Source organism: Pseudoxanthomonas sp. Root65, assembly GCF_001427635.1.
Taxonomy (GTDB): domain Bacteria; phylum Pseudomonadota; class Gammaproteobacteria; order Xanthomonadales; family Xanthomonadaceae; genus Pseudoxanthomonas_A.
In genome coordinates this window covers 358,276-377,979 of sequence record NZ_LMHA01000001.1, presented here as the reverse complement: position 1 = coordinate 377,979, position 19,704 = coordinate 358,276, and the positions used below count along the sequence as shown (strand labels likewise).

Genomic DNA, 19,704 nt, shown 5'->3' with positions numbered 1-19,704 from the left:
CCCCATGACCCCACAACTCGATTCCGACGGACGCCTGCGCCACCTGCTCACCCTCGACGGCCTGCCGCGCGAGACCCTCTGCCGGCTGATCGACCGGGCTGGCCAGATCCGCGATGCCGCGCTCGGCCGCACCCCGCGCCGGCAGGTGCTCGACGGCACCACCGTCTGCACGCTGTTCTTCGAGCCGTCCACGCGCACGCGCAGCTCGTTCCACATCGCCGCGCAGCGCCTCGGCGCGGACGTGCTGAACTTCGATGCCTCCACCTCGTCCACCCGCAAGGGCGAGACCGCGCGCGACACGCTACGCAATCTGGAAGCGATGGGCGTGCGCGGCTTCATCGTCCGCCACGCCGACGATGGCGCGGTCGCCGCGCTGGCGGCCGAGGCCGGCGAGGGCACGGCGCTGGTCAATGCCGGCGACGGCCGCAGCGCGCATCCCACCCAGGGCCTGCTGGACGTGCTGACGATCCGCCAGGCCAAGGGCGCGGACTTCTCGCGCCTGAAAGTGCTGATGGTCGGCGACGTGAAGCATTCGCGCGTGGCACGCTCGGACCTGCACGCGCTGCGCACGCTGGGCGCGGGCGAGATCCGCGTGTGCGGCCCGCAGTCGCTGCTGCCGGACGACGGCACGCTGGCAGGATGCGTGCAGGGGCAGGACTTCGACGCCATGCTCCAGGGCGTGGACGTGGTGATGATGCTGCGCCTGCAGCGCGAACGGATGGAAGAGGGGCTGGTGTCGTCGCTGGAGGACTACCACCGCGACTACGGCCTGACCACGCTGCGACTGGCGCACGCCGCGAGGGACGCGGTAGTGCTGCACCCGGGGCCGATCAACCGCGGCGTCGAGATCACCGACGAGGTGGCCGACGGCCCGCAGTCGCTGGTGCTGCGCCAGGTCAGCAACGGCGTCGCCATCCGCATGGCGGTGCTGGAGATGCTGCTGGGGTAAGGTAGCGACGCTGCGTCGTGCATACGATGTCTGCTTGATGTGCGCGGGGATCCGAATGCCCCCATCGCGGCAGCGCTCAACAGACGAAAGGCTGATCAAGCCGGAACCAGCGACGTCATCCACCAGCACCAAAGACACTGGGTCCCGGCCTGCGCCGGGATGACGGTTTGAGACATCGCGGGTCAATAGACATGGATGCCGCGTCAACAGCATGCGCGATGTTCGATTCTCAGCGACTATCCGGTTCCCGACGGACTGCTTGGCCTCATGCGTGACGTGCTCGCGATTCTGCGAGTAGCTTGCAGACCGTCATCCCGGCGAAGGCCGGGACCCAGTGTCTTTCGCTCTCCCATCAAGCGAGGCCGCAGTGCCGTGTTGCCATGGATGAAGTCACTGGGTTCCGGCTTACGCCGGAATGACGGTCTGAGATATCGCGGAGAGAAAGTAGTCTGCATCGCGTCGATCGCACGTGCTACGCGCATGCAGGTACCGCCGGCGTTACGGGTTCAGACAGGGCATGACGCGTGGGATCGACATCGCGTCGCCTCCCAGCGGCGGGGTCACTCCGGTGCGGCGACCACGCGGTTCTTGCCGGCCTGCTTGGCCTGGTACATGGCACGGTCGGCGCGTGCGAGCAGTTCGTCCTGCGATTCGCCGGGTTGCCAGCGCGCCACGCCGGCGCTGAAGGTCACCAGGATGCCGCGGCCTTCGTAGACCAGTGGTTTGTGCGCGAGGCGGTCGCGCAGGCGTTCCAGCGTGCCCATCGCTTCCAGGAAGCTGGTCTCCGGCAACAGCAGCACGAATTCCTCGCCGCCGAAGCGGGCGACCGCATCGGTGGCGCGCAGGGTGTTGCGTGCCAGCGCCACGACATGGCACAGCGCGGCGTCGCCGCCGAGATGGCCGTGCGCGGCATTGATGTGGCGGAAATCGTCGAGGTCCAGCAAGGCCAGGGTCAACGTCTGGCCGCTGCGCAGCGCACGCACCGATTCGCGCTTGAACAGCTCGTCGAAGCCGCGCCGGTTGAGCGCTTCGGTCAGCTGGTCCACGCGCACCAGTTCGGAGACGGACTGCAGTTCCTGTTCCAGGTTCATCACGCGGCGCTCGGCTTCCTCCACCTCGCGTCGCGCTTCCAGCAGGCTGTCCCGCGCACGCGCGGCCTGCGCCTGCACCGTTGCGGTGTCCTCCAGGATGTCTTCCATCCGCTTGCCCAGCTCGGCGATGCTGCGGCTCTCGCGCACGGCCTGGGCGTGGAAGCTGATGCGGTCGTGGTATTCGCCGGTGCTGCTGGCCATGCCGTCCAGCCGCTCGACGAAGGTCACCATCATCTCCTTCATCGACGCCTTCGACTCGGCCAGGCCCTGTTTCAGCAGGCCCTGCTTGTAGATCACCTCGCGCAGACCGGCACGCGTCTGTTCCAGCGCGGTGCGGTCGAGCGGTCCGGCGAGCAACTGGCGTACCGCGCCGATCTGGTCCTGCAGCCAGCTGCCGTCCTCGATCAGTTCGCCGACGTTTTCCAACAGCAGGTCGAACAGGCTGCGCATCAGTTCCTGCGCATCGTTCACTTCGTGCGTGCGCAGGCCGACCTGCTGGCAGAGTTCCTTCAACTCGCTGCCGAGTTCGGCCAGCGGCTGCGCGGGTTGCCACTGGCGCACGCGGTCGGCCAGGGCGTGCGCCTGCGGCAGCAGCGTGGTGTCGTCGCGCAGCAGGTGTTCCATGCCGCCGACCAGCAGGTGGTGCAGCAGGTCGCGCATCTGCTCCGCTTCGCCCGACAGCGGCTCATCCTGGATCGTGCGGATGTACTTGTCGACGAGCTGGCGCAGCGCGCGGCCATAGCGCGGCCAATCGTTGTCGGCATGTGCGGACTGCAATCGCTCGCCCATGCCATGCAGTTCGCCCGGCAGACCGGCGACGCCGTCGGCAAAGGCGGACAGCAGGGCGGCCGGTTCCTCCGCGTGCGCGAACAGCGCCTGCAGTTGGGCGGCGCTGATCGCCGGGGCCCTGGCGGTGGTCTTTGTCGTGGCGAGTTCGCGCGAGGCCGGTGCAGCGGCCTCGCGGCGACGCGACCACAACCGGCGGAAGCCGCCAGAGATACCGGAGTTGTCGTCGGCCGCGTCAGCCATTCAAATCGCTCGCACGGCCATGGGCGGATGCCCGTCGGCCACCAGGGGATGCCGGGTTATCGGCCGCGACGGGCACGGGTTGAGGCTGGCGTGTCCGCCGGCGGCGGCGAGGCGGCCGAAGCGTGACCCAAGGCGTGCCGGCGCTGGCTCAGTCGCCGTGCCGGGGGAAACGGGCCTGGGCTTCCTCGATGATGGCCAGTTGGCTCGCGGCTTCCGCGTTGCCGGCAGCGGCGGCCGCGCGGACCTGCTCCAGCGTCGGGTGCGAGACGATCAGCAACAGGTTGCCGCACTGGGGGCAGGCGTAGTCGGTGACGGCGTCATGCAGTTCCATTGCCATGGCACGGCTGTCGCCCTGCCAGCCGCAGGGGCAGGCCAGCGGCTGGTCGCGCCAGCCGGCGGTGAAGTAGTCGGGGATCAGGTCGGCCACGCTCAGCGCCCGCGACGCTGCGCGAACAGCCAGTCCCACATCGGCGCGTGGGCGTAGGTCGCGTCCCAACTGTTGTGGTTGGCGTCGGGGAATTCGGTGTAGCGCGCGTCGCGCGCGCCAGCGGCCTTCAGCGCGGCATCCATGCGGCGCGACTGCGACGGCGGCACCACGTCGTCCTTGCCGCCATGGAAGATCCACACCGGCACATCCTTCAGCCGCTGCGCGGCGGCGGCGAAGGGGTCCGCAGCGCCCGCCACGCTGTGCACGTTCATGCTGGGGCGGTCGCGTCCCCAGTCCACGGTGATGCCGCCACAGATCGGCACCAGCGCGGCGAAGCGCGTGGGCTGCTGCAGCGCCAGTTCCCAGGTGCCGTAGCCGCCCATCGACATGCCGGTCAGCGAGACGCGGTCGGGATCGCCGTTGAACTCGCGCAATGCCGCGTCCAGCGTGGCGAAGGCGATGGGTCCGGCGTCCTGGGTCCATTCCGTATCGTCCGGCGCCTGCGGGAACACCACCAGGGCGGGAAACGTGTCGGCGTGCTCGCGCAGGTACGGCCCCAGGCCGGCCATGGTCTGCTTCACGCCATCGCGGCCGCGCTCGCCGGAGCCGTTGAGGAACAGCACCACCGGCGGCTTGTCGCTACGGAAGCGCGCGGCCGGCACGAACACTTGGTAACGGTAGGTCTGACCGTCGAGTGCGATCTCGCGCGCGACGAATTCGCCGCTGGGATTCATCGGGGCGGTCGTGGTGCAGGCGGTCATCAGGATCAGCAGCAGGCCCAGGCAGGCGGTGGCGAGAAAGCGCATGGCGGTCGGCATCGGGGATAACGAATGGCAGCATAACCCGAGGGTGCCGCCAAGCCGGGCGGGCCCGACCGTTTAGCGTGCGCGATCGGGCGGTGGCATGTCCTCGCGTACCCGCACGAAGCGGGCGAAGCGGGGCAGTCCGGTCGAGGTGAGTCCGCTGTAGCGGTACGTCACCCACGCGCCCAACGGCGGTGGCGCGGCCCGCTGCGCGTCGGTGAAGCCGCTCCCCAGGCGGAAGCTGCGTCCCTCCGGGGTACGCACCTGCACGGCGCCCATCATGCCCTCGTACTTGCCCTTGCCGGGCAGGTGCGCGACCACCTGCGCTTCGGCGTCCTGGTGGATCTTGTACTTGAGCAGGTGGTCGCTGCGCCCGGGCCGGTAGCGCGCGTCGCGCCGGTGCAGCATCAGGCCCTCACCGCCGGCGGCCACCACGCGGGCCAGTTCTGCATCCAGCTCGGCGGTGCTGGCGAAGCGCTGCTGCGGGATCATCGCCAGATGCACGTTGCCGGCGGCCGCGACCACCGCGCGCAGGCGCGCGACGCGCTGGTCGAAGGTGCCTGGATGCGCGGGCAGGTCGAAGGCCATGAAGCGCACGCTGCGCCAGGCCTGCGGATCGAGGTTGACGCGGCGGACCAAAGCGCTGACTTCATCGAAGCGGCCGCGCGCGATCCAGACCTCGCCGTCCATGGCGTCGGTCGGCCAGCCACGGGTGAACGTGGCGGGTGCCGCGATGCGCGCGCCGCCGCGTGTCCAGAGCGCCCGGCCATCCCAACGCGCCCGCACACCGTCCAGCTTCTCGCTCACCAGGAAGGACGACACCGCGACGCCCTCGCGGTAGGACGTGGCCAGCATCGGCTCGGGGGGCGGCGTCGCGAGGGCGGGCCACGTCAGCAGGCACAGCAGGGCAGCGAGAAGCAGGCGCATGGCGATGAACCGGATCCGGGAAGCGGCAGCGTCGCGCGCGGACACGATCGGAGGAATCGGGACATGCCGCAGCGGCCTGTAGGAAAGCGGCGCGTGCGGGCGAACGTCAGTCCGGCAGGCTCAGCCTCGTCGGGCCACAAACGCTGGCCACGTCCCTCGCATCGGCGTCATGCCCGCCCCCACAACCACGCAGCGGCGGCGATGAGGTGCAGTACCACCATGGCCCGGAACACCACGCGGTAAGCGCGTTTGCTTGACTTGTGCCGCAGCACCTGCTGGGCGATCCACGCACCGGGCCAGCCACCGGCCAGTTCCATCATATGCAGCGTCGATTCGGGCGTGCGCCAGCGGCCGGTCTGCGCGGCATGCTTGTCGAGCGCGTAGGCGACGAAGGTGATCGCCGACAGCGCCAGCGGCACCAAGGCCGCTTCCAACGGAAGTCGTCCCGCGCCGATCGCCCATGCGATCAGCAGGGCATAGGCCACGATGGCGAGCGCGCCCGGCAGGGCGGAGCCGGGTCGCCATGGCATCGCCCGCGACGGCGCCGCCGGTTTGGCCTGACGCACCGCCGGTACCGTCCTGCGCACCGTCAGGGTGCGCCACTTGCCGTCGGCCTGGCGTTGCGCGGTGAACCTGATCACTTCGCCCACCTCGGGGCGACGCCCGTCGAGCCGGTAGTCCCGAACGTGGAAGAACACGCGGGCCGGTTTGCCGTCGAGCGGTGCGATAAAGCCGAAGCCGCGGTCGTCGTTCCATTCGCTGACCTTGCCCACGCGTTCCATCGTGGAAACCATCAGTGCAGCAGGATGACCGTGGCCAGGCCCAGGAAGCAGAAGAAGCCCATCACGTCGGTCACGGCGGTGACCACGACGGTGCCGGCGACGGCGGGATCGATGTTCATGCGTTTGAGCAGCAGCGGAAGCAGCACACCGGCGGTGGCGGCGGCGCAGAAGTTCAGTACCAGGGCCATCGCGATGACCAGCGACAGCAGCGGACTGCGGAACCAGGCGAACGCGATGACGCCGACGATGCCGCCGATCAGCAGGCCGTTGATCAGCGCCACCCGGATTTCCTTCCACAGCAGGATGCGCGCATTGCTGGCGCCGACCTGGCCCAGCGCCAGGCCACGTACCATCAGCGTCAGCACCTGCACCGCGGCGTTGCCGCCGATGCCGGCGACGATCGGCATCAGCACGGCCAGCGCGACGATCTTCTCCAGCGTGGCGTCGAACTGCTTGATGACCGTCGCCGCCAGGAACGCCGTGAACAGGTTGATGCCCAGCCACACCACGCGACCGCGCACGGCGCGCTTGACCGGCGAGAACAGGTCCTCGTCTTCGTCCAGACCGGCGGCGCCCAGCGCCTGGTGCTCGGCCTGCTCGCGGATGATGTCGACCACGTCGTCGATGGTGATGCGGCCGAGCAGGATGTTGTTGTCGTCCACCACGGGCGCGGACACCCAGTCGTGGTCGGAGAACTGGCGCGCCACTTCCTGCGCGCTCTCGCCCACGTCGATGGCTGGCTGCTCATCGTCGATCAGGCGGTTGATCGGCGTGGTGTCCTCATGCGTGACCAGCGCGGCCAGCGGCACGCGGCCCAGGTACTGGTGGCGACGACTGACCACGTACAGGTGGTCGGTGTGGTCCGGCAGTTCGCCACGCAGGCGCAGGTAGCGCAGCACCACGTCGACGTTGACGTCGGCGCGCACGGTGACCACGTCCGGGTTCATCAGACGGCCGGCGGTGTCCTCCGCATACGACAGCACCTGCTCCAGGCGCTCGCGGTTCTCGCGGTCCATCGACTTGAGGACTTCGTCGATGACGGTGTCGGGCAGGTCTTCGACCAGGTCCGCGAGATCGTCGATGTCGAGGTCCTCGACCGCGGCGACGATTTCGTCGGTGTCCATGTCCGCCAGCAGGCTCTCGCGCACCTCGTCGCCGACGTGCACCAGCACTTCGCCGTCGTCCTCGGGATCGACCAGGCCCCACACCACTTCGCGCTTGCCCGGCGGCAGCGATTCCAGCAGGTTGCCGATCTCCGCCGGCGACAAGGTGTTGACCAACCGGCGCACGGGCCCCAGCCGACCGCTGTCGAGCGCGTCGGAGAGCAGGCGCAACTGGCGTGCGGTCTTGTCGTGGCGGATGGTCTCGACCATTCGGTACTCCGGAATGGGGCCGATCCGTCAGGCGGATGCGACCGGGGCATCAGGCGTTCATTGCGCCATTATCGCCCGGGCTGCGATTTATGGACACCCTGGGGCAGGGGTGTCGGGTGTGGTGTGGGATGTGGGTGGCGGGGTAGCGGTTGTGGGAGCGACGTCAGTCGCGATGAAGCTTTCCCGATGCCCTATCGCGACTTGCGTCGCTCCCACAAGAAGCTTCGGTGACCTCAGGCGGAGGCCGCCGCCTTCAACCAGCGCTCGATGCCGGCACGGTCGCGTGCCTGCAGCAGCTTCTCGGTGCGTGCCTGCAGATCGGCGAGGTCGACATCGCGGATTGCGCGGCGCACTTCCAGCAGCGTGGCCGGATGCAGGCTGAACTCGCGCAGGCCCAGCGCCAGCAGCATCGGCGCGAGCATGGCATCGCCGGCGATCTCGCCGCACATCGCCACCGGGACATCGTGTTCGGCGCCGGTGCGGATCACGTGCCGCAGCAGGCGCAACACGCCCGGGTGCAGCGGCGAATACAGTTCGCCCAGGGCGTCGTTGTTGCGGTCCGCGGCCAGCAGGTACTGCACCAGGTCGTTGGTGCCGATCGAAACGAAGTCGACCACGTCGGCGAAGGCGTGCAGCGCGATGGCCGCGGCGGGCACTTCGATCATCGCACCCAACGCCAGCTGGACCGCGACCTCATGGCCCTGCTTGCGCAGCTGGAGGGCCGCGCGCTGCAGGCGGCGACGGACCTCCAGCATTTCCTCGCGGCTGCTGACCATCGGCACCAGCACGCGGATCGGGCCGTAGCTGGACGCGCGCAGGATGGCGCGCAGCTGCGTGTCGAACACGCCGGCATGCGCCAGCGACAGGCGTACGCCGCGCAGGCCCAGCGCTGGGTTCTCTTCGTTATGAACCACAAGGCCGGCACGGTCGGCCTTGTCGGCGCCCAGGTCGAGGGTACGGATGGTCACCGGCCGGCCGCCCATGCCGAGCACCAGGTCGCGGTAGACCTGGAACTGCTCCTCCTCGCTGGGCAGCTCGCGCCGCTGCAGGAACAGGAATTCGGTGCGGTACAGGCCCACGCCGGTGGCACCGAGCGTGTGCGCCTTCGCCACGTCTTCGAGCGATTCCGCGTTCGCCCACAGGGCGATGTCGACGCCGTCGCGGGTGCGGCTGGGCTTGGATCGCAGGCGCCCCAGTTCGCGCGCCTCGCGCGCGGCGTCGCGCAGGCGTTCGCGGTAGCGGCGCAGGTCGTCCGGATCGGGATTGACCACCACTTCGCCGGTGGCGCCGTCGACCAGCAGCACGTCGCCGTCGTTGATCTTGTGCAGGGCCTGCGCATTGCCCACCACCAGCGGCAGGTGCAGGCTGCGCGCGAGGATCGCGCTGTGCGACAGCGTGCTGCCGGCCGCGGTGACCACACCCACCACGCCCTGCTGCTGCAGTTCCGCCAGTTCCGACGGCGCCACGTTGTCGCTCACCAGGATCTCGCCGGCCACACCCGGCGCATCGGGTGCGCGCTGCTGCAGGTGCGCGTGGATGCGGCCGATCACATGGTCCAGGTCGTCCATGCGGCTCTTGAGGTAGGCGTCGTCCATGCCGTCGAAGACGGCCGCCAGGCGGTCGCGCTGCAGGCGCAGCGCGTAGTCGGCCGAATAGCGGCCGGTACGGATCAGTTCGTCCAGGCCATGCAGCAGCTCGGGGTCGTCCAGCAACAGCGCGTGCAGGTCGAGGAACTCGCCGACTTCCTTCGCCAGTGCGCCGTGCAGGCGCGTGCGCAGGCTGTGCATCTCGCGGCGGGTGGCGTCGACCGCCTCGTGCAGGCGGGCGACCTCGTCGTCGATCTGGTCGGCGCGGATGAGCTGCTCGGCGACATCCAGCACATGCGGCAGCCGGACCCGGGCGCGTCCGAGCGCGCTGCCGCGCGAAGCCCCATGGCCCGGCAGCAGCGCCCTCAACTCAGGACTCCTCGTCGAATCGTCGCTCGAACAGCGACACGACGTCCTGCATGGCAGCCGCTTCGTCCTCGCCCTCGATGCGGACGGTCACCGGGGTGCCCTGGCCGGCGGCCAGCAGCATGACGCCCATGATGCTCTTGGCGTTCACCTCGCGGCCCTTGGCCGCCAGCGTGGCGTTACAGCGGAAGCCGGACAGCGTCTGCACCAGCTTGGCGGTGGCCCGCGCATGCAGTCCGAGGCGGTTGGAAATGATGAGTTCGCGTTCAAGCATCGTCGTGGATGACTCCATTGCGTGCGCCCGCCGCCGCCGTGGCAGGCAGGTCGTCCAGTCCCTGTTCCGGATAATTCATCACCCTCAGCAGCATGGGCAGGCTGAGCGCCGAGACGCGGCGTACCGGCGTGCCCAGGCGGGCCAGCTTGCCGGCCAGGTTGCTGGGGCTGGCGCCATACAGATCCGTCAGCACCAGCACCCCGTCGCCGCCATCGACGCGCCGCAACGCCGCGGATGCCTGCGGGAGCAGGGCATCGAGGTCGGCGTCGAACGGCACCTCGAAGGCTTCCGCCTTCAGGGGCAGTTGTCGCAGCAGCGCCGTGGCGACCGCCAGGATCGCCGCGCCCACGCCAGGATGAGTCACAAGAAGAATGCCACAGGCCATGCAGGAACGTTAACAGACGGGCATGACGGGCAGGAAGCGGCGCGGATGGAACGGTCAGGGTTTCCGGGTGGCTGCGCATTACCAGAGCGGAGCGTGCTCTGCGGCGGCTGCGGCCCGAGGTGTCGGAAAGTGTGAGCCGGGCAGGCCCGGCCCTATAAACCGGGGGTCAATCCAGTTCGCGGTGGAAGGTGGCGACTTCTTCCCAGCCCTGCTCGCGGGCGTGCCGCGCGAGGGTCTCGGCCAAGTAGACCGAGCGGTGCTTGCCGCCGGTGCAGCCGAACGCGATGGTCACGTAGCTGCGGGTTTCGCCGCGCAGGCGCGGCAGCCAGGTATCGAGGAAGCCGCTGACCTGGCCGACGTATTCGGCCACTTCCGGTTGCGTGTCGAGGAAGGCCCGCACCTTGGGGTCGCGGCCGGCGTAGGGACGCAGCTCGGGGTTCCAGTGCGGGTTGGGCAGCACGCGGGCGTCGAACACGAAGTCCGCGTCCGCCGGTACGCCGCGCTTGTAGGCGAAGGACTCGAACAGCAGCGACAGCTGGGTGCCCTTGTTGAGCGCGAACTCGGCGATGATCCGGCGGCGCAGCTGGTGCACGTTGAGCTGGCTGGTGTCGATGACGACATCGGCTTCGTCGCGCAGCGGCTGGATGATCGTGCGCTCCTGGCGGATCGCTTCCTGCAGCGACAGGCCGCCATGCCCCAGCGGGTGACGGCGGCGGGTGTCGGAGTAGCGCCGCAGCAGCACGTCGTCTTCGGCATCGAAGAATACCAGCCGGCCTTCCAGGCCCAGCTGCGCCAGGGCGGCGCGCCATTGCGCCAGCTTGGACAGATCGCTGCGACGGCTGCGCACATCGATGCCGACCGCGATTTTCGGCGGCAGCTCGTCCTCGCGCACCAGGCTGCGCACGAACGAGGGCAGCAGGTCCACCGGCAGGTTGTCGACGCAGTAGTAATCCAGGTCCTCGAAGGTCTTCAGCGCCACCGACTTGCCGGAGCCGGACAGGCCGCTGACGATGACCACCGTGGGAGGCGGCGGAGCGGCGATGGACTCGTCGCGCGGGTCCGCGGGGGTCGGGTCGCCCTGGGTCATGGCGTGCTGCGCTCGAGCAGGTTGCTGTGTCGGGCGATGAACATCGCCGCCGGATCGATGCCCTTGGTGCGCAGGATGTGCAGCCGCGTGGCGGCCTCGGTCAGCACAGCCAGGTTGCGGCCGGGCATGACGGGCAGGGTGATCAGCGGGACGTCCAGGTCCAGGACGTGGCGGGTGCCGGAATCGCCGGTGAGGCGTTCGTAACCGTGCGGATTGGGTTCGGTCATCGGCCGGGTGAGGTGCACGATCAGGCGCAGGTACTTGTTCTTCTTCACCGCCGTGTCACCGAACATCTCGCGCACGTTGAGCACGCCCAGGCCACGCACTTCCAGCAGGTCCTGCAGCAGTTCCGGGCAGGTACCGTCCAGGACATCGGGCGCGATCTGGGTGAACTCGGGTGCGTCGTCGGCGACCAGGCGATGGCCGCGGCTCAGCAGTTCCAGCGCCAGCTCGCTCTTGCCGGAACCGGCTTCACCGGTGATCAGCACGCCGATCGAGTAGATCTCCATGAACACGCCATGCAGCGTCACCCGCGGCGCCAGTGTGCGCGCCAGGTGATAGGAGAGGTGGTTGAGCAGTTCGTGGCCGCGCTTGGGCGAGGCCCACAAAGGCGTGTCGTTCTCGTTCGCCGCTTCGCGCAGGTCCTCGGGGCAGGACTGGCTCTTGCTGATCACCAGCGCCAGCGGCTTGGCCTGCACGATCTTCTCGATGGTTTCCCAGCGCTGGCGCGAGTCGAGCGAATCCAGCCAGGTCAGTTCCTCGGTACCGAGGATCTGCACCTTGTTGGGATAGACGGCGTTGAGGTAACCGGCCAGCGATGGCCGCCGCGACACGGTGTCGCCCGATTCCAGCACGCGCTTCTCGCCCTTCTGTCCCGCCAGCCAGCGCAGGGCCAGCTTGTCCTTCTGCTGATCGAACAGTTCACGGGCGGTGATGCTGGTATTCATCATGCGGAGACAGCCGGCGGGAAGGGAATGCCGCGTCGGGCGGTGCGCGATGGCCACGAGCCGGCATCGGCATCGTCCGCCAGGGGCGCGACGAGTCCAGTGTAATCGGCATGTCGGGAGCGCGCGACCGCAGGCTGCGGTCATCCCGGGGCGGCAGGCGTTGGTGAGTTGCAACGGGTCGCTCCGCGTCGCGGAGCGACTCCGTGCAGGGTAGTGCGTCAGCCGATCAGTTCGCCGCGCATGCTGTGGCGCTGGACGTCGGTGCGCTTTTCCTTGTGCTTGACCAGCAGGCGGTCGAGCTTGTCGGCCAGGATGTCGATGGCGGCGTACATGTCCTGCGCACCGGCATCGGCGTGCAGCCTGCGGCCGGCGACATTGACCGTGGCTTCGGCCAGGTAATCGGGTTTACGGGTTCCCAGTTGCGTCCGGACTTCGCAGGGTTGCTCGAAGTGGCGTTCCAACCGCCTCAGTTTGGTTTCGACGTATTCGCGCAAGGCGGGAGTGACTTCGATTTCATGGCCGTAAGTCTCGATACGCATTAGTGCCTCCTTCGGGTCGGTAGAGCCGCGCGCGGGGCGCGGTGGGCGTGTCATGGAATGACCACGCGGTAGCGTCTGGGTTCCGTCGATCTCCTGTGCGAGTGGCGATGGCAGGGGATGCCTGCAAGACAAAGATGGACCCCTCCGCGGCAACTATCAACTGTCGCGGCGGTCTTTTTTTCGTGACCCGGGGAGGTGTTAGGAAAACGTTTCGTGCGGGCGGAACGCGATCACGATTCCGGGGCGCAACGGGCGCGGTTCAGGCGATGCGCACGCGTTCGTGCGAGGACAGGATGTTGAGGGCCTCGCGGTACTTGGCCACGGTGCGGCGCGCGACCGGAATGCCCGAGGCCTTCAGCAGGTCGGCCAGCTTGGCGTCGGACAGCGGCTTGCGCGGATTCTCGGCATCGACCAGCCGCCGTATCATCGCCTGGATCGCCGTGCTGGAGGCTTCGCCGCCGCCGTCGGTGTCGATGCCGGAGGCGAAGAACGCGCGCATCGGCAGGGTGCCGCGCGGCGTGCGCACGTACTTGCGGGCGATGGCGCGCGACACGGTGGATTCGTGCAGGCCCACTTCTTCGGCGACATCGCGCAAGGTCAACGGGCGCAGCGCCTGCTCACCGAATTCGAGGAAGCCGGCCTGCTGGTGCAGCAGGCAGCGCATCACCTTCAGCAGGGTATCGCCGCGGGCTTCGACGCTCTTGAGCAGCCAGCGCGCTTCCTGCAGTTGCGCCTTGAGGTAGCCGGCATCGCTGTCGCCGCACTGCCGGATCATCTGTTCGTAACCGCGATGGATGCTGATGCGCGGCAGGGTGTTGCCGGACAGCGCCGCGCGCCAGATGCCGCGCTGGCGCCAGACCACGCAGTCCGGCACCACGTAAGTGTCGTGCGAGAGATCGCCCACCTGGGCGCCGGGCTTGGGATCGAGGGTGCGCAGCAGTTGCACGGCCTCCTCGACGTCGGCGACCGGGCGTTTCAGTTCCTGTGCGATGCCGGCCACGCCACTGCGCGGCAGGCGTTCCAGCGCGGTATCGGCGATCTGCAGCGCCAGCGCCTTGCCGGGCGTGTCGTCGCTCAGCACCGCCAGTTGCAGGTGCAGGCATTCGCCGAGCGTGCGCGCGGCAACGCCGACGGGGTCGAAGCGCTGCAACTGGTGCAGCACGACCAGCACCTCGTCTTCGTGAGCGTCGACGTCCGGACGCAGCGCCTGCACGATGCCGGCCAGCGGCTCGCGCAGGTAGCCGTCGTCTTCCAGCGCGTCGATCAACGTAGCGCCGATGCGACGGTCGCGTTCGGAAAGATGCGAGAGATGCAGCTGCCACAGCAGGTGGCCATGCAGGGTGTCGGCTTCCGCCACGCGCTCGGCCGGGCTGCCGCCGTCATCGTCTTCGAAGGAGCCGCCGCTGCCGGACGAGGTCCAGGGTCCTTCGTCGGGCGACCAGTCGTCGCGGTCGTCGGTGGCCTCGCGCGCGACTTCCTGCGCCGGTTCGGCGGGGGGCTGGTCGTCGTCGTTGCCGCGGACCTGGGCCGGTTCTTCCTCCGGTTCGCTCCAGTCCAGCAGTGGATTGGTTTCCACCGCTTCGGTCAGTTCGATCTCGAGTTCGGCGGTGGACATCTGCAGCAGCCGGATGGCCTGACGCAACTGCGGCGTCATGACCAGATGCTGTCCCAGCGATGTCTGCAGGCGTGGCTTCATTCCCGACCTTGGAAACCCGAAAGGCGGCCAAGGGCCGCCGACGGGATCACAGGCGGAAGGTTTCGCCCAGATAGACCCGGCGTACGTCCGGATTGGCCAGCAACGCGTCCGGGGCCCCCTGCGCCAGAACGCTACCGGCATTGAGGATATACGCCCGGTCGCAGATTCCCAAGGTTTCGCGCACGTTGTGGTCGGTGATCAGCACGCCGATGCCGCGATCCTTGAGGTGCTTCACGATCCGCTGGATTTCGCCGACCGAGATCGGATCGACGCCGGCGAAGGGTTCGTCCAGCAGCATCAGGCGCGGACGGGCGGCCAGAGCGCGGGCGATTTCCACGCGCCGGCGTTCGCCACCCGACAGGCTGGCGCCCAGCTGGTCGGCCACGTGGGTGACCTGCAGTTCGTCCAGCAGCGAGGCCAGTTCGCGCTCGATGCCGGCGCCGTCCAGGTCTTCGCGCAGTTCCAGCACCAGGCGGATGTTGTCGGCCACGCTGAGCTTGCGGAACACCGACGGTTCCTGCGGCAGGTAGCCCACGCCGAGCTTGGCGCGCTGGTACATGGGCTGGGCGGTGATGTCCTGGCCGTCCAGTTCGATGCTGCCGGCGTCGGCGGCCACCAGGCCGACGATCATGTAGAAGCAGGTGGTCTTACCGGCGCCGTTCGGGCCCAGCAGGCCGACCACTTCGCCCGGCTGCAGGGTCAGGCCGAAGTCGGCGACGACCTCGCGCTGCTTGTAGCGCTTGCGCAGTCCCTTGGCGGTGAGCATCAGTTCTTGCCTTGTGCCGGCGCCGCGGACTTGGGCTGGATGACGGTACGCACGCGGGTGCCGTCGCCGCCGCTCTGCATGTTGCCGCTGGTGGTGTTGTAGACCATGCGCTGGCCGCTGTTGGAGCCGCGTTCGGACTTCACCGTGTAGTTGCCGATGAAGGTGATGGTCTCGGTCTTCATGTCGTATTCGACGCGGTCGGCCTGCGCGTCCATCCACGTGCCGTCGTCCATCTGCTGCTTCATCTTCACCTGCTTGCCGGTGAAGACCGAGCGCGAGATCTCGCCGTTGGCCATGTAGATTTCGGCCGCTGCCGACTGGATCTCCAGCGTGCCCTGGGTCACCACCACGCCGCCGCCGAGCACGGTCTTGCCGTTGCCTTCCATGTTGCCGGACTGGCTGCCCGAATCGATGGTCATGGCCTGGTTGCGGTCGGTGGACTTGGCCACGGCGCCGGCGGCGGGCAGCAGGAGCAGCAGCGCGGCGCTAGCGAGCAGAACGCGGTTCATAGATGGATCTCACCTGGGATTTGAATGTGTATTCCTTGGTCTTGAGATTGGTCTCAAAACCGCGCCCGCTCAGTCTAGAGCGGGGTTGCGTGACCGTCACCACATCGTCGGTCTGGGCCAGATCGCGATCGGGGAACACGTTGAGCGTTTCGGTGCGGAACTCGGCCTTGCGGGTGCCGCCCGCCGGCGAGGTGCCATGCACGTCGCCCTTGAGGCGCAGTTCCTCGCCCTTGGCACTGAGCCAGCCGGTCTTCGAGCGCAGCTCCCACGAGCGGCCATCCTCTTCGGGCAGCAGGAACAGCGGCGTGGTGATGGTATAGGTCTGATCCTGCGGATTGCGCGCCATCTCCGGTGCGCGCACGGCGACAGCCTCTTGGCCCTCGCCATTCAACGCGATCATCTCGAAGTCGCGCATTACGTAGTCGGACCGATCGGCGACGACGCGGTTGGGCGGGGGAACGTCGCGGTTCTTCCAGGCCGACCAACCGCTGACGATCGCAGCCAGCAACAGCACCAGGCCCAGCGTGGTACGCCAGCTCATGCCGTGCCTCCGTCGAATGCGGGGGCATGGCCTTGCGAGCCGAGCAGCAGGTCGCAGGCTTCGCGAGCCGCGCCCTGGCCACCGGCGCGGTGGGTGCGCCAGTGCGCGTGCTGCGCCGTCCATGGGTGCGCATCGGCCGGCGCGATGGCCAGGCCCACGGCGCGGAACGGCGGCACGTCCGGCAGGTCGTCGCCCATGAAGGCGACCTGCTCCAGCCCGATGCCGAGCCCGGCACCGAGTTCGCGCACGGTGGCCAGCTTGTCCTTGATGCCGGTGAACACCTGCACGCCCAGTTCGCGGCCACGGGCCACGGCGACCGTGCCGCCGCGGGCGGTGATGAAGGCGACCTCGATGCCGGCGCGCTTCAGCAGCACCAGCCCCTGGCCGTCCTGCACATGGAATGCCTTCTGCTCCCGGCCCTCGCTGTCCAGGAACAGGCGGCCATCGGTCAGCGTGCCGTCCACGTCGAAGCACGCCAGCCGGATGCGTGAGGCACGGGCCAGCACGTCGTCGGTCAGGTCGTGGAGATGGCGGAGCGGCATGGTCGGCGGAGGCTCGTTGGGAAGGTGGGGAACGGTGGCAACCCTGCGGGTTACACCACGCGGGCACGCAACAGGTCGTGAATGTTGAGCGCGCCGACCGGCCGCAGTTCATCGTCCACCACGATCAAGCCGCTGATCTTGTGGGTTTCCATCAGGCGCGCGGCCTCGACGGCCAACTGGTCGGCGCCGATGGTCCTGGGCGCACGCGTCATCACGTCGGCGATGCGCGCGCTGCGCACGTCCAGGGCGGGATTGTCGAGCGTGCGGCGCAGGTCGCCGTCGGTGAACAGCCCGGCCAGGCGGCCGTCGCCATCGACCACGGCGGTCATGCCGAGGCGCTTGCGGCTCATTTCCACCAGTGCTTCGCTCAGCGTCGCCCCCACATCCACACGCGGCACGTCATCGCCCGCATGCATCACATCGGTGATGTGCAGCAGCAGGCGCCGACCGAGGCTGCCGGCGGGATGGGAACGGGCGAAGTCGTCGGCGGTGAAGCCGCGCGCATCCAGCAGCGCCACCGCCAAGGCGTCACCCATCGCCAGCGAGGCGGTGGTGCTGCTGGTCGGCGCCAGATCCAGCGGACAGGCCTCGGCCGGCACGCTGACATCCAAGTGCAGGTCGCTTTCGCGTGCGAGCGTGGACTGCGGCCGGCCGGTCATGCCGATGACCAGGTTGCCCTGGCGCTTGAGCACCGGCAACAGCATCAGTACCTCGTCCGATTCGCCCGAGTACGACAGCGCCAGCACCACGTCGGCATCGGTGATCATGCCCAGGTCGCCATGCCCGGCTTCGCCCGGATGCACGTAGAACGCCGGCGTGCCGGTGGAGGCCAGCGTGGCGGCGATCTTGCGGGCGATATGCCCCGACTTGCCCATGCCGGTGCACACCACCCGGCCGCTGCCGGCCAGGATGGCCTGGCAGGCGGCAGCGAAGGCGCCGTCGATGCGGGCGGCCAGTGCGTCCAATGCGCGCGCCTCGATCTCGATGACCCGACGGCCGCTGGCCGCCAGGCTGGCAGGCGAGACGGACGGGGTCAGGGGGTGCGGCTGGGACATGCGGACGGGGCGCCGGCGGGTAGAATGGCCGGGTATTTTATTAGGAAAGCCCGTTGGACGCCGAAACCATCCGTAAACTGATCGAATCCGGCCTGCCGGGCGCCCGTGCCGACGTGCAGGGCGACGATGGCGTCCACTTCGAGGCGACCGTGGTGGCCGAGGCGTTCCGCGGCAAGCTGCCGCTGGCCCGGCACCGCATGGTCTACGCCACCCTGGGCGACCTGATGGGCGGCGCGATCCATGCGCTGCAGTTGAAGACGGTTACCCCCGATGAAGCCGGGGGGCGGGAATAGGGAGTCGGGAATCGGGATTCGGCAAACAACGGCGCTTTCCCGGCCCCTTCCTCGTCCCACCCGCAAACCCGCTCCTACGAATCCCTATTCCCGACTCCCCATTCCCGGTCCCTCATGCAGAAAATCATCGTCACCGGTGGCAACACGCTCAACGGCGAAGTCACCATTTCCGGCGCCAAGAACGCCGTGCTCCCCATCCTGTGCGCGACGCTGCTGGCCGATGCGCCGGTGGAGATCACCAACGTGCCTCACCTGCACGACGTGGTCACCACGGTGAAGCTGCTGGGCGAGCTGGGCGCCGGCATCACCATCGACGAAGGCACGCTGGCGAAGGGACGTGGCATCACCGTCGATCCCACCACGGTCAGCCGCTTCGTCGCGCCGTACGAGCTGGTCAAGACCATGCGTGCGTCGATCCTGGTGCTCGGCCCGCTGGTCGCGCGCCACGGTGCAGCGGTGGTGTCGCTGCCGGGCGGCTGCGCGATCGGTTCGCGTCCGGTCGACCAGCACATCAAGGGCCTGCAGGCGCTGGGTGCCGAGATCACGGTCGAGAACGGCTACATCAAGGCGCGGGCGGCACGCTTGAAGGGCGCGCGGTTCGTGTTCGACATGGTCACCGTGACCGGTACCGAGAACGTCATGGCCGCCGCCACGCTGGCCGAAGGCACCACGGTGCTGGAGAACGCGGCGATGGAGCCGGAGGTCACCGACCTGGCCGAATGCCTCAATGCGCTGGGTGCCAGGATCGAAGGCGCCGGCACCTCGCGCATCGTCATCCACGGCGTCGAGCGCCTCGGCGGCGGGCGCCACTCGGTGGTGCCGGACCGCATCGAGACCGGTACGTTCCTCGTGGCGGCGGCGATGACCGGCGGCAAGGTCACGGCGCGCAATGCCCGTCCCGACACGCTGGAAGCGGTGCTCGACAAGCTCACCGAAGCCGGTGCGAAGATCGAGACCACGACCGACAGCATCACCCTGGACATGCAGGGCAAGCGGCCGAAGGCCGTCAGCCTGACCACCGCGCCGTACCCGGCATTCCCCACCGACATGCAGGCGCAGTTCATGGCCTTGAACTGCGTGGCCGATGGTGTGGGCGTGATCAACGAGACGATCTTCGAGAACCGTTTCATGCACGTCAACGAACTGCTTCGGTTGGGTGCGGACATCCGCGTCGAGGGCCACACGGCCATCGTGCGGGGCGTAGAGAAGCTCGGTGGGGCGCCGGTGATGGCGACCGACCTGCGTGCCTCGGCCTCGCTGATCCTCGCCGGCCTGGTGGCCGAGGGCGAAACCACCATCGACCGCATCTACCACCTCGACCGTGGCTACGAGAACATCGAAGAGAAGCTGGGCGGCCTGGGCGCGAAGATCAGGCGCGTCTCGTGAGCCGGCACGATCCCACGCTTTCCGGGATCCGTTCGCGTTTCCCGCTGCGCCGCAAGATCCTGCTGGGCATCGTCGTCGGGCTGCTGGCGCTGGTTGCGTGGCTGCATTACACCGGCTCGGCGGCAACGCACGGCATCACCACGCAGGACATGGACTGGAACGGCGACGGCACGGTGACGCAGGGCGAGATCGCGCAGGCCGTCTTCACCGTGGTGGTCGAACAGAAGCAGGACGGCAACCGTCAGTGCAACACGTTCGCCTGGCGCAATGGCAGCGGCACCCTGCGGATGGACTGCAAGACGGTGTTCCAGGCCGACGCGCCCGCCGCGGAGTAAAGAAAAAGCCCGGCGT

General features: G+C 68.6%; 22 protein-coding genes. 4 read left to right on the top strand and 18 right to left on the bottom strand.

Translation table 11 applies throughout. From position 1 onward, the window contains the following. The first annotated feature begins 4 nt into the window (after positions 1-4). A complete protein-coding gene (locus ASD77_RS01705) occupies positions 5-949 on the top strand; it encodes an aspartate carbamoyltransferase catalytic subunit (protein WP_055936432.1) in 945 nt (314 codons plus the stop codon). A gap of 560 nt (positions 950-1,509) precedes the next feature. Here ASD77_RS01705 and ASD77_RS01700 read toward each other — a convergent pair. The 18 genes from ASD77_RS01700 to ASD77_RS01615 form a co-directional block, all read right to left on the bottom strand. Continuing rightward, on the bottom strand, positions 1,510-3,069 hold the full coding sequence (locus tag ASD77_RS01700; RefSeq protein ID WP_055936428.1) for a GGDEF domain-containing protein: 1,560 nt from the start codon (positions 3,067-3,069) through the stop codon (positions 1,510-1,512). A 148-nt stretch (positions 3,070-3,217) separates the two neighbouring features. Continuing rightward, positions 3,218-3,496: a hypothetical protein gene (locus tag ASD77_RS01695; RefSeq protein ID WP_055936425.1), complete on the bottom strand. Its 279-nt coding sequence runs from the start codon at positions 3,494-3,496 to the stop codon at positions 3,218-3,220. A gap of 2 nt (positions 3,497-3,498) precedes the next feature. Next, complete coding sequence (locus ASD77_RS01690) at positions 3,499-4,302, bottom strand: prolyl oligopeptidase family serine peptidase (RefSeq protein WP_235578446.1); 804 nt, start codon at positions 4,300-4,302, stop codon at positions 3,499-3,501. 72 nt (positions 4,303-4,374) lie between these two features. Then, the gene (locus tag ASD77_RS01685) at positions 4,375-5,226 is read right to left on the bottom strand and encodes a DNA ligase (protein WP_055936418.1); all 852 of its coding nucleotides are present in this window, start codon (positions 5,224-5,226) and stop codon (positions 4,375-4,377) included. A 167-nt stretch (positions 5,227-5,393) separates the two neighbouring features. Then, on the bottom strand, positions 5,394-5,999 hold the full coding sequence (locus ASD77_RS01680; RefSeq protein ID WP_162247573.1) for a DUF1294 domain-containing protein: 606 nt from the start codon (positions 5,997-5,999) through the stop codon (positions 5,394-5,396). 20 nt (positions 6,000-6,019) lie between these two features. Then, on the bottom strand, positions 6,020-7,381 hold the full coding sequence (mgtE, locus tag ASD77_RS01675) for a magnesium transporter (protein ID WP_055936413.1): 1,362 nt from the start codon (positions 7,379-7,381) through the stop codon (positions 6,020-6,022). Positions 7,382-7,614: 233 nt separating this feature from the next. Then, positions 7,615-9,336, bottom strand: a complete 1,722-nt coding sequence (gene ptsP / locus ASD77_RS01670) for a phosphoenolpyruvate--protein phosphotransferase (RefSeq protein WP_055936410.1) — start codon at positions 9,334-9,336, stop codon at positions 7,615-7,617. Position 9,337: 1 nt separating this feature from the next. Next, complete coding sequence (locus ASD77_RS01665) at positions 9,338-9,607, bottom strand: HPr family phosphocarrier protein (protein ID WP_055936407.1); 270 nt, start codon at positions 9,605-9,607, stop codon at positions 9,338-9,340. Next, a complete protein-coding gene (locus ASD77_RS01660; RefSeq protein ID WP_055936404.1) occupies positions 9,600-9,992 on the bottom strand; it encodes a PTS fructose IIA subunit family protein in 393 nt (130 codons plus the stop codon). The genes ASD77_RS01665 and ASD77_RS01660 overlap by 8 nt, the downstream gene beginning before the upstream one ends. A 166-nt stretch (positions 9,993-10,158) precedes the next feature. Then, complete coding sequence (gene rapZ, locus ASD77_RS01655; RefSeq protein WP_055936401.1) at positions 10,159-11,079, bottom strand: RNase adapter RapZ; 921 nt, start codon at positions 11,077-11,079, stop codon at positions 10,159-10,161. Further along, positions 11,076-12,026 (bottom strand): HPr(Ser) kinase/phosphatase, encoded by a 951-nt coding sequence (gene hprK / locus ASD77_RS01650; RefSeq protein ID WP_055940856.1) that lies wholly within the window; start codon positions 12,024-12,026, stop codon positions 11,076-11,078. Before hprK ends, rapZ begins: the two co-directional genes overlap by 4 nt. Before the next feature lie 218 nt (positions 12,027-12,244). Continuing rightward, positions 12,245-12,565 (bottom strand): ribosome-associated translation inhibitor RaiA, encoded by a 321-nt coding sequence (raiA, locus tag ASD77_RS01645; protein ID WP_055936397.1) that lies wholly within the window; start codon positions 12,563-12,565, stop codon positions 12,245-12,247. 259 nt (positions 12,566-12,824) lie between these two features. After that, a complete protein-coding gene (locus ASD77_RS01640) occupies positions 12,825-14,261 on the bottom strand; it encodes an RNA polymerase factor sigma-54 (protein ID WP_055936394.1) in 1,437 nt (478 codons plus the stop codon). 46 nt (positions 14,262-14,307) lie between these two features. Then, the gene (lptB, locus tag ASD77_RS01635; protein ID WP_055936391.1) at positions 14,308-15,027 is read right to left on the bottom strand and encodes an LPS export ABC transporter ATP-binding protein; all 720 of its coding nucleotides are present in this window, start codon (positions 15,025-15,027) and stop codon (positions 14,308-14,310) included. Then, the gene (gene lptA, locus ASD77_RS01630; protein ID WP_055936387.1) at positions 15,027-15,536 is read right to left on the bottom strand and encodes a lipopolysaccharide transport periplasmic protein LptA; all 510 of its coding nucleotides are present in this window, start codon (positions 15,534-15,536) and stop codon (positions 15,027-15,029) included. The genes lptB and lptA overlap by 1 nt, the downstream gene beginning before the upstream one ends. Next, on the bottom strand, positions 15,514-16,077 hold the full coding sequence (gene lptC / locus ASD77_RS01625) for an LPS export ABC transporter periplasmic protein LptC (RefSeq protein WP_055936384.1): 564 nt from the start codon (positions 16,075-16,077) through the stop codon (positions 15,514-15,516). Before lptC ends, lptA begins: the two co-directional genes overlap by 23 nt. Next, positions 16,074-16,619, bottom strand: a complete 546-nt coding sequence (locus ASD77_RS01620) for an HAD hydrolase family protein (RefSeq protein ID WP_055936381.1) — start codon at positions 16,617-16,619, stop codon at positions 16,074-16,076. The genes lptC and ASD77_RS01620 overlap by 4 nt, the downstream gene beginning before the upstream one ends. A gap of 50 nt (positions 16,620-16,669) precedes the next feature. Next, a complete protein-coding gene (locus ASD77_RS01615; protein ID WP_055936378.1) occupies positions 16,670-17,674 on the bottom strand; it encodes a KpsF/GutQ family sugar-phosphate isomerase in 1,005 nt (334 codons plus the stop codon). A gap of 53 nt (positions 17,675-17,727) precedes the next feature. Here ASD77_RS01615 and ASD77_RS01610 point away from each other — a divergent pair, with 53 nt between their 5' ends. The 3 genes from ASD77_RS01610 to ASD77_RS01600 all read left to right on the top strand — a co-directional run bounded on the left by ASD77_RS01610 (position 17,728) and on the right by ASD77_RS01600 (position 19,688). Next, entirely contained in the window at positions 17,728-17,967 is a 240-nt protein-coding gene (locus ASD77_RS01610; RefSeq protein WP_055936375.1) for a BolA family protein, read from the top strand. A 114-nt stretch (positions 17,968-18,081) separates the two neighbouring features. Further along, positions 18,082-19,353, top strand: coding sequence for a UDP-N-acetylglucosamine 1-carboxyvinyltransferase (gene murA / locus ASD77_RS01605; protein ID WP_055936372.1), 1,272 nt, complete (start codon positions 18,082-18,084; stop codon positions 19,351-19,353). Beyond that, on the top strand, positions 19,350-19,688 hold the full coding sequence (locus ASD77_RS01600; protein ID WP_055936369.1) for a hypothetical protein: 339 nt from the start codon (positions 19,350-19,352) through the stop codon (positions 19,686-19,688). The genes murA and ASD77_RS01600 overlap by 4 nt, the downstream gene beginning before the upstream one ends. Positions 19,689-19,704: the final 16 nt, after the last annotated feature.